The organism is Variovorax sp. OV084 (genome assembly GCF_900111625.1).
Taxonomy (GTDB): domain Bacteria; phylum Pseudomonadota; class Gammaproteobacteria; order Burkholderiales; family Burkholderiaceae_C; genus Variovorax.
Genome location: NZ_FOII01000013.1, coordinates 12,778 through 30,936, shown reverse-complemented (window position 1 = coordinate 30,936; position 18,159 = coordinate 12,778). Strand labels below are relative to the sequence as shown.

General features: G+C 68.7%; 20 protein-coding genes. 15 read left to right on the top strand and 5 right to left on the bottom strand.

Features of this window, described 5'->3' with window-relative positions; all coding sequences use genetic code 11:
* The first annotated feature begins 9 nt into the window (after window positions 1–9).
* Both BMW87_RS25270 and BMW87_RS25265 read left to right on the top strand, forming a co-directional pair.
* Window positions 10–627: an SCO family protein gene (locus BMW87_RS25270; RefSeq protein ID WP_093057636.1), complete on the top strand. Its 618-nt coding sequence runs from the start codon at window positions 10–12 to the stop codon at window positions 625–627.
* A 16-nt stretch (window positions 628–643) separates the two neighbouring features.
* Entirely contained in the window at window positions 644–1,465 is an 822-nt protein-coding gene (locus BMW87_RS25265; RefSeq protein WP_093057637.1) for a DNA alkylation repair protein, read from the top strand.
* A gap of 44 nt (window positions 1,466–1,509) precedes the next feature.
* Here BMW87_RS25265 and rpoH read toward each other — a convergent pair whose 3' ends face one another.
* Entirely contained in the window at window positions 1,510–2,451 is a 942-nt protein-coding gene (rpoH, locus tag BMW87_RS25260; protein WP_093079510.1) for an RNA polymerase sigma factor RpoH, read from the bottom strand.
* Window positions 2,452–2,549: 98 nt separating this feature from the next.
* Window positions 2,550–3,014, bottom strand: a complete 465-nt coding sequence (locus BMW87_RS25255; protein ID WP_093079508.1) for an Mpo1 family 2-hydroxy fatty acid dioxygenase — start codon at window positions 3,012–3,014, stop codon at window positions 2,550–2,552.
* 185 nt (window positions 3,015–3,199) lie between these two features.
* Here BMW87_RS25255 and BMW87_RS25250 point away from each other — a divergent pair, with 185 nt between their 5' ends.
* On the top strand, window positions 3,200–3,910 hold the full coding sequence (locus BMW87_RS25250) for a response regulator transcription factor (protein WP_093059928.1): 711 nt from the start codon (window positions 3,200–3,202) through the stop codon (window positions 3,908–3,910).
* Between the two features lie 2 nt (window positions 3,911–3,912).
* Window positions 3,913–5,715, top strand: coding sequence for an ATP-binding response regulator (locus tag BMW87_RS25245; RefSeq protein ID WP_256216916.1), 1,803 nt, complete (start codon window positions 3,913–3,915; stop codon window positions 5,713–5,715).
* A gap of 132 nt (window positions 5,716–5,847) precedes the next feature.
* On the opposite strand, the gene ftsY is transcribed toward BMW87_RS25245, so the two are convergent.
* A complete protein-coding gene (gene ftsY, locus BMW87_RS25240; protein ID WP_093079503.1) occupies window positions 5,848–7,071 on the bottom strand; it encodes a signal recognition particle-docking protein FtsY in 1,224 nt (407 codons plus the stop codon).
* A 77-nt stretch (window positions 7,072–7,148) separates the two neighbouring features.
* On the opposite strand from ftsY, the gene BMW87_RS25235 reads away from it, so the two are divergent.
* On the top strand, window positions 7,149–8,540 hold the full coding sequence (locus tag BMW87_RS25235; RefSeq protein ID WP_371258856.1) for a M16 family metallopeptidase: 1,392 nt from the start codon (window positions 7,149–7,151) through the stop codon (window positions 8,538–8,540).
* A 17-nt stretch (window positions 8,541–8,557) separates the two neighbouring features.
* Window positions 8,558–9,934, top strand: coding sequence for a M16 family metallopeptidase (locus BMW87_RS25230; protein WP_093079499.1), 1,377 nt, complete (start codon window positions 8,558–8,560; stop codon window positions 9,932–9,934).
* Window positions 9,935–9,941: 7 nt separating this feature from the next.
* Here BMW87_RS25230 and BMW87_RS25225 read toward each other — a convergent pair whose 3' ends face one another.
* Window positions 9,942–10,859 carry a LysR family transcriptional regulator ArgP gene (locus BMW87_RS25225; RefSeq protein WP_093079496.1) on the bottom strand — a complete coding sequence of 306 codons (918 nt, stop codon included), beginning with the start codon at window positions 10,857–10,859 and terminating at the stop codon, window positions 9,942–9,944.
* Window positions 10,860–10,934: 75 nt separating this feature from the next.
* Here BMW87_RS25225 and BMW87_RS25220 point away from each other — a divergent pair, with 75 nt between their 5' ends.
* The 7 genes from BMW87_RS25220 to pcp are packed head-to-tail and all read left to right on the top strand — an operon-like array spanning window position 10,935 to window position 15,933.
* Window positions 10,935–11,570 carry a LysE/ArgO family amino acid transporter gene (locus BMW87_RS25220; RefSeq protein ID WP_093059916.1) on the top strand — a complete coding sequence of 212 codons (636 nt, stop codon included), beginning with the start codon at window positions 10,935–10,937 and terminating at the stop codon, window positions 11,568–11,570.
* A gap of 33 nt (window positions 11,571–11,603) precedes the next feature.
* Window positions 11,604–12,254, top strand: coding sequence for an RsmD family RNA methyltransferase (locus tag BMW87_RS25215; RefSeq protein WP_093079494.1), 651 nt, complete (start codon window positions 11,604–11,606; stop codon window positions 12,252–12,254).
* Between the two features lie 43 nt (window positions 12,255–12,297).
* Window positions 12,298–12,801, top strand: coding sequence for a pantetheine-phosphate adenylyltransferase (gene coaD, locus BMW87_RS25210; RefSeq protein ID WP_081269908.1), 504 nt, complete (start codon window positions 12,298–12,300; stop codon window positions 12,799–12,801).
* 6 nt (window positions 12,802–12,807) lie between these two features.
* Window positions 12,808–13,470, top strand: coding sequence for a 5-oxoprolinase subunit PxpB (pxpB, locus tag BMW87_RS25205; protein ID WP_093079491.1), 663 nt, complete (start codon window positions 12,808–12,810; stop codon window positions 13,468–13,470).
* Window positions 13,467–14,465, top strand: coding sequence for a 5-oxoprolinase subunit C family protein (locus BMW87_RS25200; RefSeq protein ID WP_093079489.1), 999 nt, complete (start codon window positions 13,467–13,469; stop codon window positions 14,463–14,465). Before pxpB ends, BMW87_RS25200 begins: the two co-directional genes overlap by 4 nt.
* Before the next feature lie 34 nt (window positions 14,466–14,499).
* Window positions 14,500–15,240, top strand: coding sequence for a 5-oxoprolinase subunit PxpA (pxpA, locus tag BMW87_RS25195; RefSeq protein ID WP_093059908.1), 741 nt, complete (start codon window positions 14,500–14,502; stop codon window positions 15,238–15,240).
* A gap of 30 nt (window positions 15,241–15,270) precedes the next feature.
* Window positions 15,271–15,933 carry a pyroglutamyl-peptidase I gene (pcp, locus tag BMW87_RS25190; protein WP_093079486.1) on the top strand — a complete coding sequence of 221 codons (663 nt, stop codon included), beginning with the start codon at window positions 15,271–15,273 and terminating at the stop codon, window positions 15,931–15,933.
* 18 nt (window positions 15,934–15,951) lie between these two features.
* On the opposite strand, the gene BMW87_RS25185 is transcribed toward pcp, so the two are convergent.
* Entirely contained in the window at window positions 15,952–16,665 is a 714-nt protein-coding gene (locus tag BMW87_RS25185; RefSeq protein ID WP_093079484.1) for an alpha/beta fold hydrolase, read from the bottom strand.
* Between the two features lie 125 nt (window positions 16,666–16,790).
* On the opposite strand from BMW87_RS25185, the gene BMW87_RS25180 reads away from it, so the two are divergent.
* Window positions 16,791–17,372 carry a Yip1 family protein gene (locus tag BMW87_RS25180; protein WP_093079481.1) on the top strand — a complete coding sequence of 194 codons (582 nt, stop codon included), beginning with the start codon at window positions 16,791–16,793 and terminating at the stop codon, window positions 17,370–17,372.
* Between the two features lie 76 nt (window positions 17,373–17,448).
* The gene (locus tag BMW87_RS25175; RefSeq protein WP_093079479.1) at window positions 17,449–18,147 is read left to right on the top strand and encodes a histidine phosphatase family protein; all 699 of its coding nucleotides are present in this window, start codon (window positions 17,449–17,451) and stop codon (window positions 18,145–18,147) included.
* Window positions 18,148–18,159: the final 12 nt, after the last annotated feature.

Sequence of the window (18,159 nt, the reverse complement as noted above, 5' to 3'; positions counted from 1 at the left end):
CACGTTTCCATGAACAAGCGCAACGCTCTTCGACTGATTGCCGCGGGCGCCGGCTGGGTGGGCGTGACCGCCACCCTCGGCCTGGGCCTCTCGGCCTGCAGCGAGACCAAGCAAAGCTTCACTGCGGTCGACATCACCGGTGCCGACTACGCCAAGGACTTCTCGCTGAAGGACGCGGACGGCAAGGTCCGCACCATGGCCGACTTCAAGGGCAAGGTGGTCGTGCTGTTCTTCGGCTATGCGCAATGCCCCGACGTCTGTCCGACCACGATGACCGAGATGGCGCAGGTCAAGCAGCAACTCGGCAAGGACGGCGACAAGCTGCAGGTGCTGTTCGTCACGGTCGACCCCGCGCGGGACACGGCCGAGGTGCTCAAGGCCTACATGGGCGCGTTCGACCCGAGCTTCGTCGCGCTGATCCCGACGGCCGACGAGCTGGTCGCGCTCGCGAAGGACTACAAGGTCTACTACAAGAAGGTCGACGGCAAGACGCCGACCAGCTATTCGATGGACCACTCGGCCGCCAGCTACGTCTACGACACGCAGGGGCGGCTGCGGCTCTATGCGCGCTACGGCGCCGGCGTGCCGTCGATGGTGTCCGACCTGAAGACGCTGCTGGCTTCCTGAGAAGGGCTCCGGGCACATGGACGCCGGCTCGGTCGAGCACCTGAAAGGGCGCAAGGGGGCCTTCCGTATCGCGCTGATCCCACCCGAGGTGCTGGGCGCCCTCAACGACGGGCTGCTCGAAACCGTCAACCTCAACGAATTCATGGCGCTGGAGCTGCCCCGGCTGGCGCGCAGCGTGGCGGGGCACATCGGTCTCGATGCGCAGAGCGAACGGCTGGCAGACACGATCGCGATGCTGAGCGCCTTCAAGCCGATGCAGCGGCACGGGCACATCGCGCGTGCGCTCTACGACCTGACGGCGCTGCATGGCGAGCGCGATGCCGTCGCCCACCGGCTGGCCACGCACGCGAGCGACGTGGCCCGCTGCTGGGCCGCGCAGTGGGTCACGCTCTCGGGCCTGCCGCTGCCGGCGCAGTTGGAGGCGGTGCGCCGCTTCGCCGCCGACTCGCATTTCGGCGTGCGGGAAATCGCATGGATGGCGGTGCGCGACGCGGTCATCGAGTCGCTCGACGAAGCGTTCGCACTGCTGCAGCCGTGGGTGCTTGACGCTGACCCCAACATCCGCCGCTTTGCCAGCGAGCTCACGCGTCCGCGCGGCGTGTGGTGCGCGCAGATCGATGCGCTGAAGACCGAGCCGTGGCGCGCGCTGCCGCTGATCGAACCACTGCGCGCCGACCCCAGCCGCTATGTGCAGAACTCGGTGGCGAACTGGCTCAACGACGCGAGCAAGAGCCAGGGCGAGTGGGTCGACAAGCTCTGCGCGCGGTGGGTGGCGGAGTCGGACACGGCTGAAACCCGCTACATCGCCAAGCGGGCGATGCGGACGCTTTCCAAATGAAAAAAGCCCGGGATACCGGGCTTTTTCCTTGGAGGGCGACTGGCTTACGCGTAGTCCGCAAGCGCCTTCTTCATTTTCTTCATCGCCGCGACTTCAATCTGGCGGATGCGCTCGGCGCTCACGCCGTACACAGCGGCCAGGTCGTGCAGCGTCATGCCGCCCGAGCCGTCGTCGTTCACCTTGAGCCAGCGCTCTTCCACGATGCGGCGGCTGCGGTCGTCCAGCGCTTCGAGCGCCGTGGCAATGCCGTCGCTCGACAGGCGGTCGCGTTGCTGCGATTCGAGCAGGGCAGTCGGTTCCTGCGTGGCGTCGGCCAGGTAGGCGATCGGGCCGAAGGTTTCGTCGCCGTCGTCGGACGGGCCCGGGTCGAGCATGACGTCGCCGCCCGACAGGCGGGTTTCCATCTCGAGCACTTCTTCAGGCTTGACGTTGAGCCGGGTCGCCATTTGCGACACCTCGTCGGGGCTCAGCGTTTCGCGGTGCGTGCCGTTGTCGGCCGCAGCCGAGTCGGCCTTGAAGCCCTGCTTCATCGAGCGCAGGTTGAAGAACAGCTTGCGCTGGGCCTTGGTCGTCGCGACCTTGACCATGCGCCAGTTCTTCAGGATGTACTCGTGGATCTCGGCCTTGATCCAGTGCATGGCGTAGCTCACGAGCCGCACGCCCTGGTCGGGGTCGAAACGCTTCACGGCCTTCATCAGGCCGACGTTGCCTTCCTGGATCAGGTCGCCGTGCGGCAGCCCGTAGCCCAGGTATTGGCGGGAAATGGAAACGACGAGGCGCAGGTGCGACAGCACGAGCGCGCCAGCGGATTCGAGATCGTTCTGGTCGCGCAGCTTGCGTGCGAAGCCCTGCTCTTCTTCGAGCGTGAGCATCGGCAGGCGGTTGGCGGCCGAAATGTAGGCATCCAGGTTGCCCAGCGGCGGAACCATCGACCATGGATTGGCGACGGCCAGCTGGTTGGCAGAGACTCCAGACAGCGTTGTCATCAGGGGAAACTCCTTTGTGTGGGCCATATTAGCACTCGGTTAGAGGGAGTGCTAAACCAAGGGTTCCCTTGAATTTCTATCGCCGGAATAGCCGGTGGCTACCAGCGCACGCCCAGCTTTAGGAAAAGCTTGGACAGCACGAACAGAGGGCCGACCCACAGATATTGGATGTCTTCAAAGAACGAAGGCTTCTTGCCCTCGATCTTGTGGCCCACGAACTGAAAGATCCAGGCCACCACAAAGATAGCGGCTGAAATCGGCAATACAAGTCCGCCCATCGCATGCACCAGCGCCAGGGCCAGGGCGGTCAGCGCGAGCATGGTCAGCAGGAAGGCCGGGGCGCGCAGCAGGGCGTAGTAGACGAGGCTGGCGGCCACGAAACCGTAGGCTACCCAGGGATGGAGCGCGAACAGCAGCCCGACGATGCTCAGCATGATGGCCGGGATGGCCACGAAATGGATCAGCTCGTTGGTCGGATTGCGGTGGCTCTCTTCGTAGCGGGCGAGCAGGCGGTCGACCTTGCGATCGCTCGATTCCAGGGGGGCGGCGGCGGTATGCGTCATGACAAGTCTCCGTGAGCGCCGTTCGGTGCGGCGAGACTTTCGATGGTGCCCACAGAGAAGCCCGATGGCAAGCGCACATGCGATGCGAAATTGCTATCAAAAAAGTAGCATAAAGCACTACAGCCACGGCGGCTGCCATGACTTTATGCACTGTCACCAGAAGGTTACATCGCTAAGATCGGCGCGTGGCATCCTTCGACTCCCCACCCGCACCTCTGTCACCGGCCGCGGAGACTGGCGCGCCCACCCGCACGCCCAGGGCGATCCTAGTTGTGGACGACCACGACCTGCTGCGCCTGGGCGTCTGCGCGCTGGTCCAGGCACAGGCCACCCCGTCCGGCGCGAACATCGAAGTCTTCGAGGCCGGCAACGTTGCGGACGCGCTCGCGCTGTACGAAACCCACCAGGCTTCCATCGGCCTCGTGCTGCTCGATCTGGCCCTGCCCGACACGCACGGCCTGAGCGGCGTGGCCGAGTTCCGGCTGCGCTTTCCTGCCGCGCGGATCGTGGTGCTCTCGGGCACTGGCAACAGCACGCTGGCGCAGGGCGTGCTCGCGCTGGGCGCCGCCGCCTTCCTGCCGAAGTCGGCCGACCTGAAGGAAGTGGTGAGCTTCATCCGCGCCTGCGGCCTGCTCGATCCCGGCGCGGCGGAGGTGCCGCCACCGGCCGTGCCCAAATCGCTCACCGGCTATGCCGAGTTCGCCCACGCCAGCGCCTGGCAGGAACTCACGCCGCGGCAGATGCAGGTGCTGCAATGGGTGCTCGAAGGCAAGGCGAACAAGGAAATCGCGCAGCTCGCGAACCTGAGCGAAGGCACGGTGAAGAACCATGTCTCGACCATCCTGCTGCTGTTCGGCATGCGCTCGCGCGCCCAGTTGATCAGCACCCTGCATTGAGCGTGCAGCCCGACGCGTCGAACGACCCCTCCGCCGACCACGCACTCGGCCAGCGGGTGCTGCGGGAGCACGTTGCCTCGGTCTACAGCACCTACGGTGTCTCGACGCTGACGCACATGGCCTTCGTGGTGGTGTTCGGCAGCATCATCTATTCGCAGCTGAAGGACCCGAGCCTGCTGTTCTGGCTGGCCGGGCTGCTGATGGCCGACATCTACGTGTTCTTCACGCCGCGCTGGAATCCGTCCCGGCCCGTGCGTGAAAGCGCGTACTGGGCGCGCAAGATTTCGCGCATGGTCACGCTGGTGAGCATGGTCACGGCGGTGGTGCCCTGGCTCATCGTGCCGCACGACAACCTGCCCATGACTTCGCTGCTGATGGCTGTGATCGTCGGCAGCTGCGCGCGGGCGGCGCAGTCGCTCTGGCCGCTGAAGCCGGCGCTCTTCGGCTACACGATGCCGATGTCGCTGGGCATGATCACCGCGCTGGCGTGGCAGGGCGACGGGCTGCACCTGTTCCTGGCGGCAGCCGGCGCGGCCTACCTGCTGCTGACGCTGCACGCGGGCGTCGGCCAGCACAAGCTGCTGACCGCGTCGCTCATGCTGCGCTTCGAGAACGAGGCGCTCGCCGCGCGGCTCGGCGAGCAGATTGCCGCCACCGAGCGCGCGAGCGAAGAAAAAACCCGCTTCCTGGGCACCGCCAGCCACGACCTGCGCCAGCCGCTGCATGCCATCGCGCTGTTCGGCGCCGCGCTGGAGAATGAACTGCGCGACCGCCCCGAGGGCCGCAACGCCGAGCGCCTGATGCGCGCGGTGAACGCGCTGGGCGCCTCGCTCGACACCATGCTCGACGTGTCGCGCCTCGACGCCGGCGTGATCACACCCGCGCCGCAGCCGGTGCAGCTCGACGCGCTGTTCCTGCCCCTCAACCACACCTTCGCGGCGCGCGCCGAGCAGAAGCAACTGCAGCTGCGCGTGCGCGCCAGCGGCCTGTGGGTGCACAGCGACCCGCAGCTGCTGCACCGCATGCTGTCCAACCTGATCGACAACGCCCTCAAGTACACGGCCCGCGGCGGCGTGACGGTGATGGCGCGCGAGCGCGGCGACGCGGTGTGGATCGAGGTGCGCGACAGCGGCATCGGCATTGCGCCGGAGCAGTCGGGCCGGATCTTCGAGGAGTTCTATCAGATCAACAATCCGGGCCGCGACCGCTCGCGGGGGCTCGGCATCGGGCTGTCGATCGTGCAGCGGCTATCGCGGCTGCTCGGGCATCCGGTGCAGATGCATTCGCGGCTGGGGCGGGGTACGCACTTTCGCGTGGTGGTGCCGGCAGTCAGTGCGGCGGCGCGCGAGCTGATCGGGGCGCTGGCGCCGGCCGCCACGGCCGACGCTGCCACCGGGCAGCGCCGCGGTCCGGCGCCAGTGTTGCCCGGGCGCGTGCTGCTGCTCGACGACGAACTGGAAATCCGCGAAGCCATGATGGGCCTGCTGCGCTCCCACGCAATCGACGCCCATGCGGTGGCGGACGAGGCCGGCGCTGCCGCTGCCCTGCGGCAGGCGAGCGGCGAAGGCCGCCCCTTCGACCTGTTGCTGTGCGACTACCGGCTGGCCGACGGCGCCGACGGGCTCGATGCGGGCCTGCGGCTCAGCCAGGGCCAGGGCGTGACGACGCCGCTGCTGCTCATCACCGGCGAGACCTCGCCCGACCGGCTGCAGCGGGTTCGCGAGTCGCAGGTGCCGGTGCTGTTCAAGCCGGTCGTGGCCGATTCGCTGCTGCAGGCGATGGCCGAAGTTGCCGTTGCCAGATAAGCCCATGACTTTCGGCACTGGCGAGCCTTCGCTGCACGCACTACCTTCGCTGCATTGCGTTCCCGCAAGAGAAGGAAAAGGGGAGAGGGAGAAAAAGCGAAGCGGTCCCGGCGCAAGCCGGGGCCGTTTTTTTTATCCGAGCAGCGCCTGCGCGAATTCGCGGGCGTTGAAGGTTTCGAGGTCTTCGAGTTTCTCGCCCACGCCGATGAAATAGACCGGAATCGGCCGTTCGCGCGCAATGGCGCACAGCACGCCGCCCTTGGCCGTGCCGTCGAGCTTGGTCACGATCAGGCCGGTGAGGCCCAGCGTCTCGTCGAAGGCCTTGACCTGCGCGAGCGCGTTCTGGCCGGTGTTGCCGTCGATCACCAGCAGCACCTCGTGCGGCGCCGTGGCGTCGGCCTTGGTGACGACGCGCTTGATCTTCTTCAGCTCGTCCATCAGGTGCAACTGCGTCGGCAGGCGGCCGGCCGTGTCGACCAGCACCACGTCCTTGCCGCGCGCCTTGCCGGCGTTCACCGCGTCGAAACTCACGGCCGACGGATCGCCGCCCTCGTTGCTCACGATCTCGACCGTGTTGCGGTCGGCCCAGACCAGCAGCTGCTCGCGTGCCGCGGCGCGGAAGGTGTCGGCCGCGGCCAGCAGCACCGAGGCGCCTTCGGTGGCCAGGTGCTTGGTGAGCTTGCCTATGGAGGTGGTCTTGCCCGCGCCGTTGACGCCGGCCACCATGATGACGGTGGGCGTGAACTGGCCGATCACCAGCGGCTTCTCGAGCGGCTTGAGCAGGTCGGCCACGGCCTCGGCCAGCAAAACCTTGACCTGCGCTGCGTCGGTGGCCATCTGGCGCTTGACGCGGCCGCGAAGGTCGTCAAGCAGGTATTCGGTCGCCTTGACGCCGGTGTCGGCCATCAGCAGGGCGGATTCGAGTTCTTCGTAAAGCGCGTCGTCGATCTGCGCGTTGACGAAGACGGCCTGGATGCCGGTGCCGGTCTTGCGCAGGCCGGTCTTGAGCTTGTCGAACCAGCCCTTGCGCTCAGTGGCGACGGCGATTTCGGCGGCGGGTGCAGGAACCGGCGCGGGAGCTGGGGTCGGAACAGGCGGTGGAACGAATACGCGGGCTGGCGCGGGTGCCGCTACTGGAGTTGCGACAGGCGCTGGCGCCGGGGAGGGCGCTGGTGCTGGCGGCGCAGCAGGAGCCGGCGTTTCTTCGGCCGCCGGCTTCGAGCCGAACCAGCTCGAAGGCGAGAACACCGAGCGCGCCGGCGCGGCTTCGGGGGCAGGCGCCGGTGCGGCCGGCGGGGTGGGCGCCGGCGTATCGGGGGTTTCGGCAGGCGGTTTTTTCTTGAAGAAACTGAACATCAGGAGCTTTTTACAATCCGACCCATTCTATGAAACACCTCCCGCCACGCCGTGCTGCGTCTGGTGCGGTGCTGGCGATGGCGCTTCTGGCGCCATGGGCCATGCCTGCGCAGGCCCAGACTACCCAACCTTCCGCCGCCGCAGCCGCGGCGCCCGGCCCCCAGCAATTCACGCTTGCCAACGGCATGACGCTGATCGTCCAGCCCGACCGGCGCTCGCCCACGGCGGTGCAGATGGTCTGGGTCCGCGTCGGCTCCATCGACGAAGTCGACGGCACCTCCGGTGTGGCACATGCGCTCGAACACATGATGTTCAAGGGCACCAAGGACATCAAGCCCGGCGAGTTCTCGCGCCGCGTGGCGGCCCTCGGCGGCCAGGAAAACGCCTTCACCACCCGCGACTACACCGGCTACTACCAGCAGATTCCGGCCGGCAGCCTCGAACAGGTGATGAAGCTTGAATCGGACCGCTTCGCCAACAACCAGTGGCCTGACGACGAGTTCAAGCGCGAGATCGAGGTGGTCAAGGAAGAACGCCGCCTGCGCACCGAAGACCAGCCGCGCGCGCTGCTCGGCGAACAGCAGAACGCCGCCGTCTTCACCGCCTCGCCCTACCACCGCCCCGTGGTCGGCTGGATGAGCGATCTCGACGCGATGACGCCCGAGGACGCACGCGCCTTCTTCAAGCGCTGGTACGTTCCCGCCAACGCCGTGCTCGTGGTGGCCGGCGATGTCGACGTGGCCCAGGTGCGCGCCATGGCCGAGAAGTACTACGGCCGCATCCCGTCGAGTGCCGTGCCTGCGCGCAAGCCGCGCACCGAGCCGACGCAGCGCGGCATCCGCCGCATCGAACTGAAGGCGCCGGCCGAGCAGGCGTATGTGTCGCTGGCCTTCCGCGTGCCGCAGCTCGCCAGCATCGACGACGCGAACAGCGACGCCTGGGCGCTGGTGGTGCTGTCCGCCGTGCTCGACGGCTATGCCGGCGCGCGGCTCGACCGCGCACTCACCCAGGGGCCCGATCGCGTCGCCGATTCGGCCGGTGCCTATTCAGGCTTCATGGGCCGCGGCCCGCAGCTCTTCGTGCTCGACGGCGTACCAGCCGCCGGCAAGAGCGCCGAGGTGGTCGAGGCCGCGCTGCGCGCCCAACTGGCGCGCGTCGCCAAAGACGGCGTGGGCGAAGCCGAACTGGCCCGCGTCAAGACCCAGTGGGTGGCGAGCGAAACCTACAAGCGCGACTCGGTGATGGCGCAGGCGCGCGAACTCGGCAGCAACTGGATCCAGGGCCTGCCGCTCGACGCCAGCGAGCGCATCGTCGCCCGGCTGCAATCCGTCACGGCCGCCCAGGTGCAGGCCGTGGCCGCCAAGTACTTCGGTGACGACCAGCTCACGGTCGCCACGCTGCGCCCCCTGCCGCCCGAAGCGAAGCCCCGTGGCCGTGGCTTCGCGGCGCCCGCAGGCGAAATGCGCTGAAAGACAGGTCCCGTTCCATGAAAACTCTCAAGAAGATCGCCCAGTGCGCCCTGCTCGCGGGCGTCACCGCCATCGTGGGCATCACCAGCGCGCAGGCTGCGCTGCCCATCCAGCAGTGGACGCTGGCCAATGGCGCAAAAATCTACCTCGTGTCGACCAACGCGCTGCCGATCGTCGACGTGCAGATCGACTTCGACGCCGGCAGCCGCCGCGACCCCGCACCACAGGCTGGCCTGGCCAGCACCACCGCGACCATGGTCGAGAAGGGCGTACGCGCCGGCAAGAGCGGCGAACCGGCGCTCGACCAGAACGCCCTGGGCGAAGCCTGGGCCGATCTGGGCGCCAGCTTCGACGTGAGCGCCGGCACCGATCGCACCAGCTATTCGCTGCGCACGCTGTCCGATCCGGCGTTGCTGAACAAGGCGGTGGCGTTGGCATCGCGCGAGATCGGCGAGCCGGCATTTCCCGACGACGTGTGGCTGCGCGAGCGCGAACGCATCAACGCGGCCATCAAGGAAGCCAACACCAAGCCCGCGACCGTTGCGGGCCGCGCCTTCGCGCAAGCCGTCTACGGCGTGCACCCCTACGGCCAGGAGGTGACAGAAGAAACGCTCGCGCGCATCGACACCGCCGCCATGCGCCAGCGCTACCAGCAGCTGATCGTGCCGTGCCGCGCCAAGCTCAGCATCGTGGGCGCCGTGACGCGCGCCGAGGCCGAGACGATCGCGACCACGCTGCTGTCGCGCCTGCCCGGCCCCGAGGCCTGCACGCCGCTGCCTGCCGTTGCACCAGTGGCCGCGCTGACAACGCCCAAGGACGAGCGCATTTCCTTCGACTCGGCACAGGCCCACGTCTTCATCGGCCAGCCCGGCTATCCGCGCAAGGACCCGGACCACTTCGCGCTCACGCTCGGCAACTACGTGCTCGGCGGCGGCGGGTTCGTCTCGCGCCTGATGAACGAGGTGCGCGAGAAGCGCGGCCTGACCTACAGCATCTACAGCGGCTTCGCGCCGGGGCTCGAGGCGGGCGCCTTCCGCGTCGGCTTCCAGACCCGGCCCGACCAGGCCGAAGAGGCGGTGAAGATGTCGCGCGAAGTGCTCGCGAAGTTCGTGGCCGAAGGCCCGACCGCCAGCGAACTGAAGGCCGCGAAGGACAACCTGATCGGCGGCTTTCCGCTGCTGCTGGACAGCAACCGCAAGCTGATCGGCAACGTTGCCAACATCGCCTGGCACGACCTGCCGCTGGACTACCTCGACACCTGGACCGCGCGCATGAACGCGGTTACGGCGGCCGACGTCAAGGCGGCCTTCCAGCGCAAGCTGCAGCCCGAGCGCATGGTGACGGTGGTGGTGGGCGGCAAGGAAGCCAAGACGACCGCCAAGGCGCAGCCCTGACCGGCGGTCACACCACCAGGGCGTGCGGGCCGCTGCTGGCGGCAGCCCGCACCGCCGCCCCAAGCCGTTCGAGCAGCCGCGGCGCCGCCCGCGCCTGCTGCCAGTAGAGCGGCACCGGCAGCGTCGAGCCGGGCACCAGTTCAACCAGCCTGCCGTCTTTGATTGCACCGGCCACCATGCTGGCCGGGTGCATGCCCCAGCCCATGCCCGCGCACGCCGCCTCGACGAATGCGTTGGGCGAGGGAATCCAGTGCCGCGGCGTCTCGACATTGCGGTGGCAGATGCGCCGCACCCAGCGCGTCTGCAGCCGGTCCTTGCGGTCGAACACCAGGCTCGGGGCGTCCGCCAGCGTGCGGGCACCCACGCCCTTGGAGAAGTGTTCACGCACGAATGTGGGGCTCGCGGCCGCCACGTAGTGCATCGTGCCCAGCGCCTCGCTGTTGCACCCCGCCACCGGTTGCGCCAGCGCGGTGACCGCCGCGAACACCGCGCCGCTGCGCAGCCGTTCGGCCGTATGGTCCTGGTCGTCCACCGTGAGGTCGAGCAGCGCAGCCTGTTCCTGCGTGGCGAAGGCTGCGGCGGCGGCCACGAACCAGGTTGCGAGGCTGTCTGCGTTGACGGCCACCCGCACCGTGACGCGCTCGCCACCCGCTTCGTCGCCGCCCATGCCGAGGGCGGGCAGGGCCTCGCGCAGCTCGTGCTCCAGCATGCCCACGCGCTCGACGTGCCGGCACAGTTGCAGCCCAGCCTCCGTTGCGACGCAGGGCTGGCCGCGCACCAGCAGCGCGCCGCCGGTGCGCTCTTCGAGCTGCCTGATGCGCTGCGACACCGCAGAGGGCGTGACGTGCAGCGCGCGGGCGGCGCGTTCGAAGCTGCCCTCGCGTACGACGGCGGCAAGGGCGTTCAGGGCGGCGTAGTCGAGCATGGTGATGAAGTAAAACTGAATCAGATTAAGAAAGTTTAGTTTGAATTAATCCTGCGCGGGCGGCATCCTCGAAGCATGCAAGCCGTACACGTCACCACTGCCTTCGCCAACGGGCTCTTCATGAGCCTGGTCCTCATCGTCGCCATCGGCGCGCAGAACGCCTATGTGCTGCGCCAGGGATTGCGCCGGGAACACGTGGGCGCGGTGGTGCTGTTCTGCGCGGCCAGCGACGCGGTGCTGATCGGCGCCGGTGTCGCCGGCATGGCACAGGCACTGCAGGGGAGGCCGATGCTGGCCACCGTGCTCGCGGGGCTCGGTGCGGCCTTTCTCTGCGGCTACGGGCTCAAGGCGCTGTGGCGCTCGCGGCAGCCCGCCGCGCTGCAGACCACGGCGCAGGGCGTTTCGCTGTCGCGCGTGGCCGTGGTGGCGCAGGCGGCCGGCTTCACGCTGCTGAATCCGCACGTCTACCTCGACACGGTGCTGCTCGTGGGCAGCGCGGGCGCGCAGTACGCGGGGCTGCTCAAAGTCTGGTTCGTGGCGGGCGCCGCCACGGCGAGCGCGCTGTGGTTCACCTCGCTGGGCTTCGGCGCGCGGCTGCTCGCACCGGTGTTCGCGCGGCCGCGCGCCTGGCAGATGCTCGATGCGCTCATTGGCGGCACCATGCTTCTGCTGGCCGCCATGCTGGCACAGCGAGCGCTTGCAGGGCTCTGAAAGCGGGCATGCGGGCGGCGTTAAGCTCGCCGCATGCCCCAGAAAGCCGCCCCCGCCTCCCGTCCCGCCGCACCCAAGCCCAAGCGCCCGTCGAAGCCCAGCGAGGTGCGCATCATCGGCGGCGAATGGAAGCGCACCCGCCTCGCCGTGGCCGACAAGCCCGGCCTGCGCCCCACACCCGACCGCGTACGCGAAACCCTGTTCAACTGGCTCGCGAGCCTGGCCGGCGCCGGTGGCGGCGAACTGCCGGGATGGCAGTGCGTCGACGCCTTCGCGGGCACTGGCGCGCTCGGCTTCGAGGCCGCCTCGCGCGGCGCGGCGAACGTGCTGCTGTGCGAGCAGGACGCCGCGCTCGTCGCGCAGCTCCAGGCCGCCAAGACCAAGCTGAGCGCCGAGGCTGTGCGCATCGAGCGCGGCAACGGCGTCACCGCGCTCGAACGCGCGCCGGCCGGCAGCCTCGATGCCGTGTTCCTCGACCCGCCCTTCGACAGCACAGCCCTCTACGAACCGGCCCTGCGCGCCGCCGCGCGCGCGCTGCGTGCGGGCGGCTCGGTGTACCTCGAAGCGCCGCGCCGTTGGAGCGACGAAGAACTGGCCGCCTTCGGCCTCGTCGGCTTCCGTTACCTGAAGGCCGGCGCCGTGCACGCCCACCTGTTGCGGCTGGCTGCCGAGGGGACTGCATAATCCGCCGAACAAGCCGCACCGGCAGCATGAGGAAGAAGCAACCATGGCCAGCAACGTCATCGCGGTTTACCCCGGCACATTCGACCCCATCACCCTCGGCCACGAGGACGTGGTGCGCCGTGCCACCCAGCTCTTCTCCAAGGTGATCGTCGCCGTCGCGGCGGGCCACCACAAGAAGGCGCTGTTCACGCTGTCAGAGCGCATGGACATGGCCCGCGAGGCCGTCAAGCCTTACAGCGACCAGGTCACCGTCGAGAGCTTCTCGGGCCTGCTGCGCGACTTCGTCGTCGCGCGTGGCGGCAAGGCCATGGTGCGCGGCCTGCGCGCCGTGACCGACTTCGACTACGAGTTCCAGCTCGCGGGCATGAACCGCTCGCTGATGCCCGATGTCGAGACCGTGTTCCTGACCCCCAGCGACAAGTACCAGTTCATCTCCAGCACCTTCGTGCGCGAGATCGCCATGCTCGGCGGCGAGGTCCACAAGTTCGTCTCTCCCAACGTGGAGCAGCAGCTGGCGGCCAAAGTCCGCAGCCTCGGCCGTGAATAAGCCGCGATGAGCGGCACCCCGCCGCCCCGGCTGCATCTTCTGGGCGATGCAGCGCTGCTCTGCGAGCTGCCCGCGCCGGCCACGCTGGCGCAGCAGCAGCGCATCTGGGCCCTTGCGGAGCGCGCCCGCCAGTGGCCCGGCGTCGGCGAAACGCTGCCGGGTATGAACAACCTCACGCTCACTTTCGATCCGACCGCGATCGACCTCGACGCGCTCACTGCGTACGTTCTCGAAGCATGGCCGAAGCTGCCGACTGGTGGCGTGGCGGGCCGGCTGGTCGAGATTCCGGTAGCCTACGGCGGCGAGCACGGGCCGGACCTGGCCGATGTCGCCGCCCACACCGGCCTCACGCCGGCCGAGGTGGTGCGGCGCCACAGCGCCGGTGAATACATCGTCTACCTGCTGGGCTTCCTGCCGGGCTTCGCCTTCATGGGCGGCCTGCCGCCCGAACTCGCCACGCCCCGCCGCGCCGAGCCGCGCACGGCGGTGCCCGCGCGCTCGGTCGGCATCGGAGGCGAGCAGACCGGCATCTACCCGCTGGTGTCGCCGGGCGGCTGGCAGCTGATCGGCCGCACCTCGCTCGAGCTGTTCGACCCCACGGCCGAATCGCCGACGCTCTTGCGTCCCGGTGACCGCGTGCGCTTCGTCGCAGAGAGCGTGCAGACATGATCGTCATCCGCAAACCCGGCGTGCTCGCGTCGGTGCAGGACCTGGGCCGGCACGGCCATCGGCAGCTCGGCATCTGCCCGGGCGGCGCGCTCGACGTGCTGGCGCTCACGTTGGCCAACCGGCTCGTGGGCAACGCCGATGGCGCGGCGGGCCTCGAACTCACGATGGGCGGCTGCGAGCTGCAGTTCGAAGCCGACACGCGCATCGCCCTCACCGGCGACGACTTCAGTGCCAGCCTCGACGGCGTGCCGCTGTGGCCCTGCTGGAGCGTGCCGGTCGTGGCCGGCCAGACGCTCAGGCTCGCGGGCGCCAATGCACCCGGCGTGAAGAAGGTCGGCCTGCGCAGCTGGCTGGCGGTGGCGGGCGGCATCGACGTGCCGCAGATCCTCGGCTCGCGCAGCACCGACCTCAAGGCCGGCTTCGGTGGGCACGAAGGCCGTGCGCTGCGCAAGGGCGACCGGCTGCCGACGGGTACTTCGCCGCTGAACGCAGCGCAGCGCGAACGCCGAGCCTTCGGCCTGCGCGGTCCCGATTGGGGCCCCAACGAAGACGACGGCGCCATCGCCCTGCGCGTGCTGCCTGGCCCCGAGTTCGAACTGTTCACGCTGGCCGCGCGCGAGCAACTGTGGGGCGAGCGCTGGCGCATCACGCCGCAGAGCAACCGCATGGGCAGCCGGCTCGCGGGCGCCGAGCTCAAGCGCAAGCGCGGCGGCGACATGCTCTCGTCGGGCGTGATCCCCGGCACGATCCAGGTGCCGCCCTCGGGCCAGCCGATCATCCTGATGGGCGACGCGCAGACCACCGGCGGCTATCCGCGCATCGGCGTGGTCATTCGCGCCGATCTCTGGAAGCTTGCGCAGGCGCCGCTCAACGGCAGGCTGCGCCTCGTGCAGGTCGACCAGCCGCAGGCGCTGGCCGCATGGGCCGACCAGCAGCGCTACCTGTCGCAGGTGGCGCAAGGGCTGGCTGCTGCAGGCTGGCCGAGCCCGGCATAGACTCCGCGGAACTCGCGGAAAAGGAAGCCCCACCATGCAAATCGACCTCAATGCCGACCTCGGCGAAGGCGCCGGCAGCGACGAAGCCCTGCTCGCACTCGTCAGCTCCGCCAACATCGCTTGCGGCTGGCACGCGGGCGACGCCAAGACCATGCAGCAGTGCGTGCGCTGGGCGATACAGAACGGCGTGGCCATCGGCGCGCATCCCAGCTTTCCGGACCGCGAGAACTTCGGCCGCAGCACCATGCACCTGCCGCCCGACGAGATCGTGGCCAACGTGCTCTACCAGGTGGGCGCGCTGGCGGCCATCGTGAAGGCCGAGGGCGGCAAGCTCTCGCACGTGAAGGCGCATGGCCAGCTCTACAACCAGGCCGTGAAGGAGCCCGAGCTGGCGGACGCGCTGTGCGAGGCGGTGCGCCGCTTCGACCCTTCGCTCAAGTTCTTCGGCCTAGCGGGCAGCAACATGATCGACGCGGCCCGTCGGGCCGGCCTCGCGCCGGTCGAAGAGGTGTTCGCCGACCGCGGCTACATGCCCGACGGCAGCCTCGTGCCGCGCAGCCAGCCTGGCGCGCTGATCGAGAGCGAAGAGCAGTCGATCGCGCAAACGCTCTCGCTGGTGCGCGACCACCGTGTGACCGCCATCGACGGCAGCGTCGTGCCCGTCAATGCGCAGACCGTGTGCCTGCATGGCGACGGCGCCCACGCACTGGCCTTTGCGCGCCGCATCCGCGAGCGGCTGCAGCAGGAAGGCATTGCCGTCCAGGCGATGGCCTGACGGACGGCCTGAACACACACGGGTCGTGCCGTGGCAGCAAAGCCCATCAACGTCCTGCTGACCGGGTTCGATGCTTTCGAGCAGGAGGCGATCAATCCGTCATGGGAAGCGGTGCACGCGCTCGATGGCTGGAAGAGCGGCCGCGCGACAGTGCATGCACGCCAGGTGCCCTGCGTCTTCGGCGATGCCATCGACGTGCTCGTCCGCGCGATGGACGAGCTCCAGCCGCAGCTGGTGCTGTGCATCGGCCAGGCCGGCGGGCGTGCGGAGTTCACGCCGGAGCGCATCGCCATCAACATCGACGATGCCCGCACGGCCGACAACAAGGGCCGCGAGCCCATCGACGTGCCCGTGGTGCCGGGGGCTCCCGCCGCGTACTTCTCGACGCTGCCGATCAAGGCCATGGTGCGTGACCTGCGCGCGGCCGGCGTGCCGGCCTCGGTGTCGAACAGCGCGGGCACCTTCGTCTGCAACCACATCTTCTACGGCCTGATGCACCGCATCGCGACGCATCCGGTGCCGGGGCAACGCGGCGGCTTCATCCATATTCCCTACCTGCCGGAGCAGGCAGCGCGCTTTCCGGGTGCGCCGAGCATGTCGCTTGAAACGATGGTCAAGGCCTTGCGCATTGCCGTGACCACCGCGCTCGCGGTGAAGCACGACGTTGCCGAAACCGGCGGCCAACTGCACTGAGGCGGCCAGCCGGCGCGTTCAGGCGGTAGTCGGGAAGTGCTTCGCCAGCCAGCCGTTGAGTGCCGCGTTGACGAGCTCGGGCTTTTCCATCGTCAGCATGTGGCCGCATTCGGGCACCCACACGACTTGCGCCTGGGGCAGCAGCGCCGCCATCTCGCTCGTGCATTCGGGCGGCGCGAGCCGGTCTTCGTCGCCGCACACCAGCAGCACCGGCGCGCGCAGCGACGCGAGGTGCAGCCGCGCATCGGGCCGCCGCATCACCGCGCGGTTCTGGCGGATGAGCTGCTCTGCGCCCGCGCCCAGCACGATGTCGAGGTAGCGCTGCACCATCACCGGGTCGGCCGCCTGCGTGGGGTGAAAGGCGAAGTAGACGTTCGGCTCGATCACGTCGCGCACTTCGCCGCGCTCGAAGTATTCGATGGCGCCCTCGCGCAGCGTGAACATGTCGGGCGTCTCGGGCCGTGCGCTGGTGCCGAGCAGCGCGAGCCCGGCAATGCGCCCGGGCGCCTGGCGGGCCGCCTCCATGGCGACCATGCCGCCCATCGAGGCGCCGCACAGAATCAGCGACCCCTCGTTGTCGCGCAGCACGGCTGCGGCCATGCCCTCGATGGTGTCGTTGTGCCGCTGGACGTCGCTCACGCGGGCGCCGAAGGCGGAGGGAAGGGCGGGCAATTGGGCTTCCCAGATGCGCTCGTCGCAAGCGAGGCCGGGTAGCAGGATGAGATTGGGCATGGAGACGGATTTTGCGCGAATGCGGCAGCCAGCGTCGCGGCATGGCGCATGGCATAGGCTTCCTGGCCAGCAGCCATCCGGAAGCGACCTCGGCATACTTTTGAGACCCATGCCGAGGACTCTCAATGAACCTGGTTGAACGCGTGCAGTCCATCCTGCTCAAGCCCAAGGCCACCTGGCCCGAGATCGACGCGGAGCCGGCCGACGCTGCCTCGCTCTACAAGAACTACGTGATGATCCTCGCGCTGATCCCGGCGGTGGCGAGCTTCATCGGCCTGTCGCTGATCGGCATCGGCGCCTTCGGTGTGAGCTTTCGCGTGCCGATCGTCTCGGGGCTCGCGAACATGGTCGTGGGCTACGTGCTGTCGCTGGTGATGGTGTTCGTGCTCGCACTCATCATCGACGCAATGGCGCCGACCTTCGAGGGCACCAGGAGCCAGATCGGCGCGCTCAAGCTGTCGGCCTATGCCAGCACCGCAGCCTTTGTAGGCGGCATCTTCAGCCTGCTGCCTTCGCTGTCGGTTCTCGGCGCGCTGGCAGCACTGTACGGCGTGTACCTGCTCTACACCGGCCTGCCGGTGCTCATGAAGTGCCCGCCCGACAAGGCCATTGCGTACACCGCCGTGGTGGTGGTCTGCGCCATCGTCGGCGGCTTCATCATCGCGTGGGTGCTGGCGCTGCTCACGCCGTCGCCGGTGCGGATCTAGGCTCGGTGGCGGTCGAGCAACAGCTTGCGGGCCACAAAAGCCCGAGCGTCACGCGCACGGTGGAAAATGGGCGTCAATGCCAACGCCCAAGCCCGACACCACCACCGACCTGATCCTCATCCGCCACGGCGAAACCGCCTGGAACCGCGAATTGCGCTTTCAGGGGCACGCCGATGTTCCGCTCAATGACATCGGCCATGAGCAAGCCCGCCGCCTCGGCCTGCGGCTGGCCGGCGAGACGGTGGTGCAACACATCATCAGCAGCGACCTCATGCGGGCGCAGCAGACCGCAGCGCCCGCGGCGTCGCAGCTGTCGCTGCCGGTGGTCACTTCTGCGGGGCTGCGCGAGCAGTTCTTCGGCGTGGTCGAGGGCATGCGCTCCGACGAAATCCAGAGCCTGCATCCGCGCGCCTGGGAAGAGTGGCTGGAGTTTCGCGAAGACCACGCCATGCCCGAAGGCGAGACGGCGCGCGAATTCCACACGCGCGTCATCGCGGCGCTGGGCAGCATCGCCGCCGCGCACAAGGGGCAGCACCTGATCGTCGTCACCCACGGCGGCGTGCTCGACATGGTGTGGCGCACTGCAAGGGGCCTGAGCCTGAGCGGGCCGCGCCAGAGCGACATTCCCAACGCGGGCTTCAACCGCATCCGCATCGCCGACGCGGCCCGGCCCGACGACATCGAGATCGTCGAATGGGCCGACACGCGACACCTGGCCGACCTGCCGCCGCAGCCGACCTACGACCAGACGCGGCACCTGAAGAACAAGGATTGAGGAAGGGCCCTC

What these genes read in the sequence shown, in the direction of transcription:
- BMW87_RS25270 (WP_093057636.1), top strand. Translation starts at nt 10, where the DNA reads ATGAACAAGCGCAACGCTCTTCGACTGATTGCCGCGGGCGCCGGCTGG.
- BMW87_RS25265 (WP_093057637.1), top strand. Translation starts at nt 644, where the DNA reads ATGGACGCCGGCTCGGTCGAGCACCTGAAAGGGCGCAAGGGGGCCTTC.
- rpoH (WP_093079510.1), bottom strand. Translation starts at nt 2,451, where the DNA reads ATGACAACGCTGTCTGGAGTCTCTGCCAACCAGCTGGCCGTCGCCAAT.
- BMW87_RS25255 (WP_093079508.1), bottom strand. Translation starts at nt 3,014, where the DNA reads ATGACGCATACCGCCGCCGCCCCCCTGGAATCGAGCGATCGCAAGGTC.
- ftsY (WP_093079503.1), bottom strand. Translation starts at nt 7,071, where the DNA reads ATGTTCAGTTTCTTCAAGAAAAAACCGCCTGCCGAAACCCCCGATACG.
- BMW87_RS25235 (WP_371258856.1), top strand. Translation starts at nt 7,149, where the DNA reads ATGGCGCTTCTGGCGCCATGGGCCATGCCTGCGCAGGCCCAGACTACC.
- BMW87_RS25230 (WP_093079499.1), top strand. Translation starts at nt 8,558, where the DNA reads ATGAAAACTCTCAAGAAGATCGCCCAGTGCGCCCTGCTCGCGGGCGTC.
- BMW87_RS25225 (WP_093079496.1), bottom strand. Translation starts at nt 10,859, where the DNA reads ATGCTCGACTACGCCGCCCTGAACGCCCTTGCCGCCGTCGTACGCGAG.
- BMW87_RS25220 (WP_093059916.1), top strand. Translation starts at nt 10,935, where the DNA reads ATGCAAGCCGTACACGTCACCACTGCCTTCGCCAACGGGCTCTTCATG.
- BMW87_RS25215 (WP_093079494.1), top strand. Translation starts at nt 11,604, where the DNA reads ATGCCCCAGAAAGCCGCCCCCGCCTCCCGTCCCGCCGCACCCAAGCCC.
- coaD (WP_081269908.1), top strand. Translation starts at nt 12,298, where the DNA reads ATGGCCAGCAACGTCATCGCGGTTTACCCCGGCACATTCGACCCCATC.
- pxpB (WP_093079491.1), top strand. Translation starts at nt 12,808, where the DNA reads ATGAGCGGCACCCCGCCGCCCCGGCTGCATCTTCTGGGCGATGCAGCG.
- BMW87_RS25200 (WP_093079489.1), top strand. Translation starts at nt 13,467, where the DNA reads ATGATCGTCATCCGCAAACCCGGCGTGCTCGCGTCGGTGCAGGACCTG.
- pxpA (WP_093059908.1), top strand. Translation starts at nt 14,500, where the DNA reads ATGCAAATCGACCTCAATGCCGACCTCGGCGAAGGCGCCGGCAGCGAC.
- BMW87_RS25185 (WP_093079484.1), bottom strand. Translation starts at nt 16,665, where the DNA reads ATGCCCAATCTCATCCTGCTACCCGGCCTCGCTTGCGACGAGCGCATC.
- BMW87_RS25180 (WP_093079481.1), top strand. Translation starts at nt 16,791, where the DNA reads ATGAACCTGGTTGAACGCGTGCAGTCCATCCTGCTCAAGCCCAAGGCC.
- BMW87_RS25175 (WP_093079479.1), top strand. Translation starts at nt 17,449, where the DNA reads ATGCCAACGCCCAAGCCCGACACCACCACCGACCTGATCCTCATCCGC.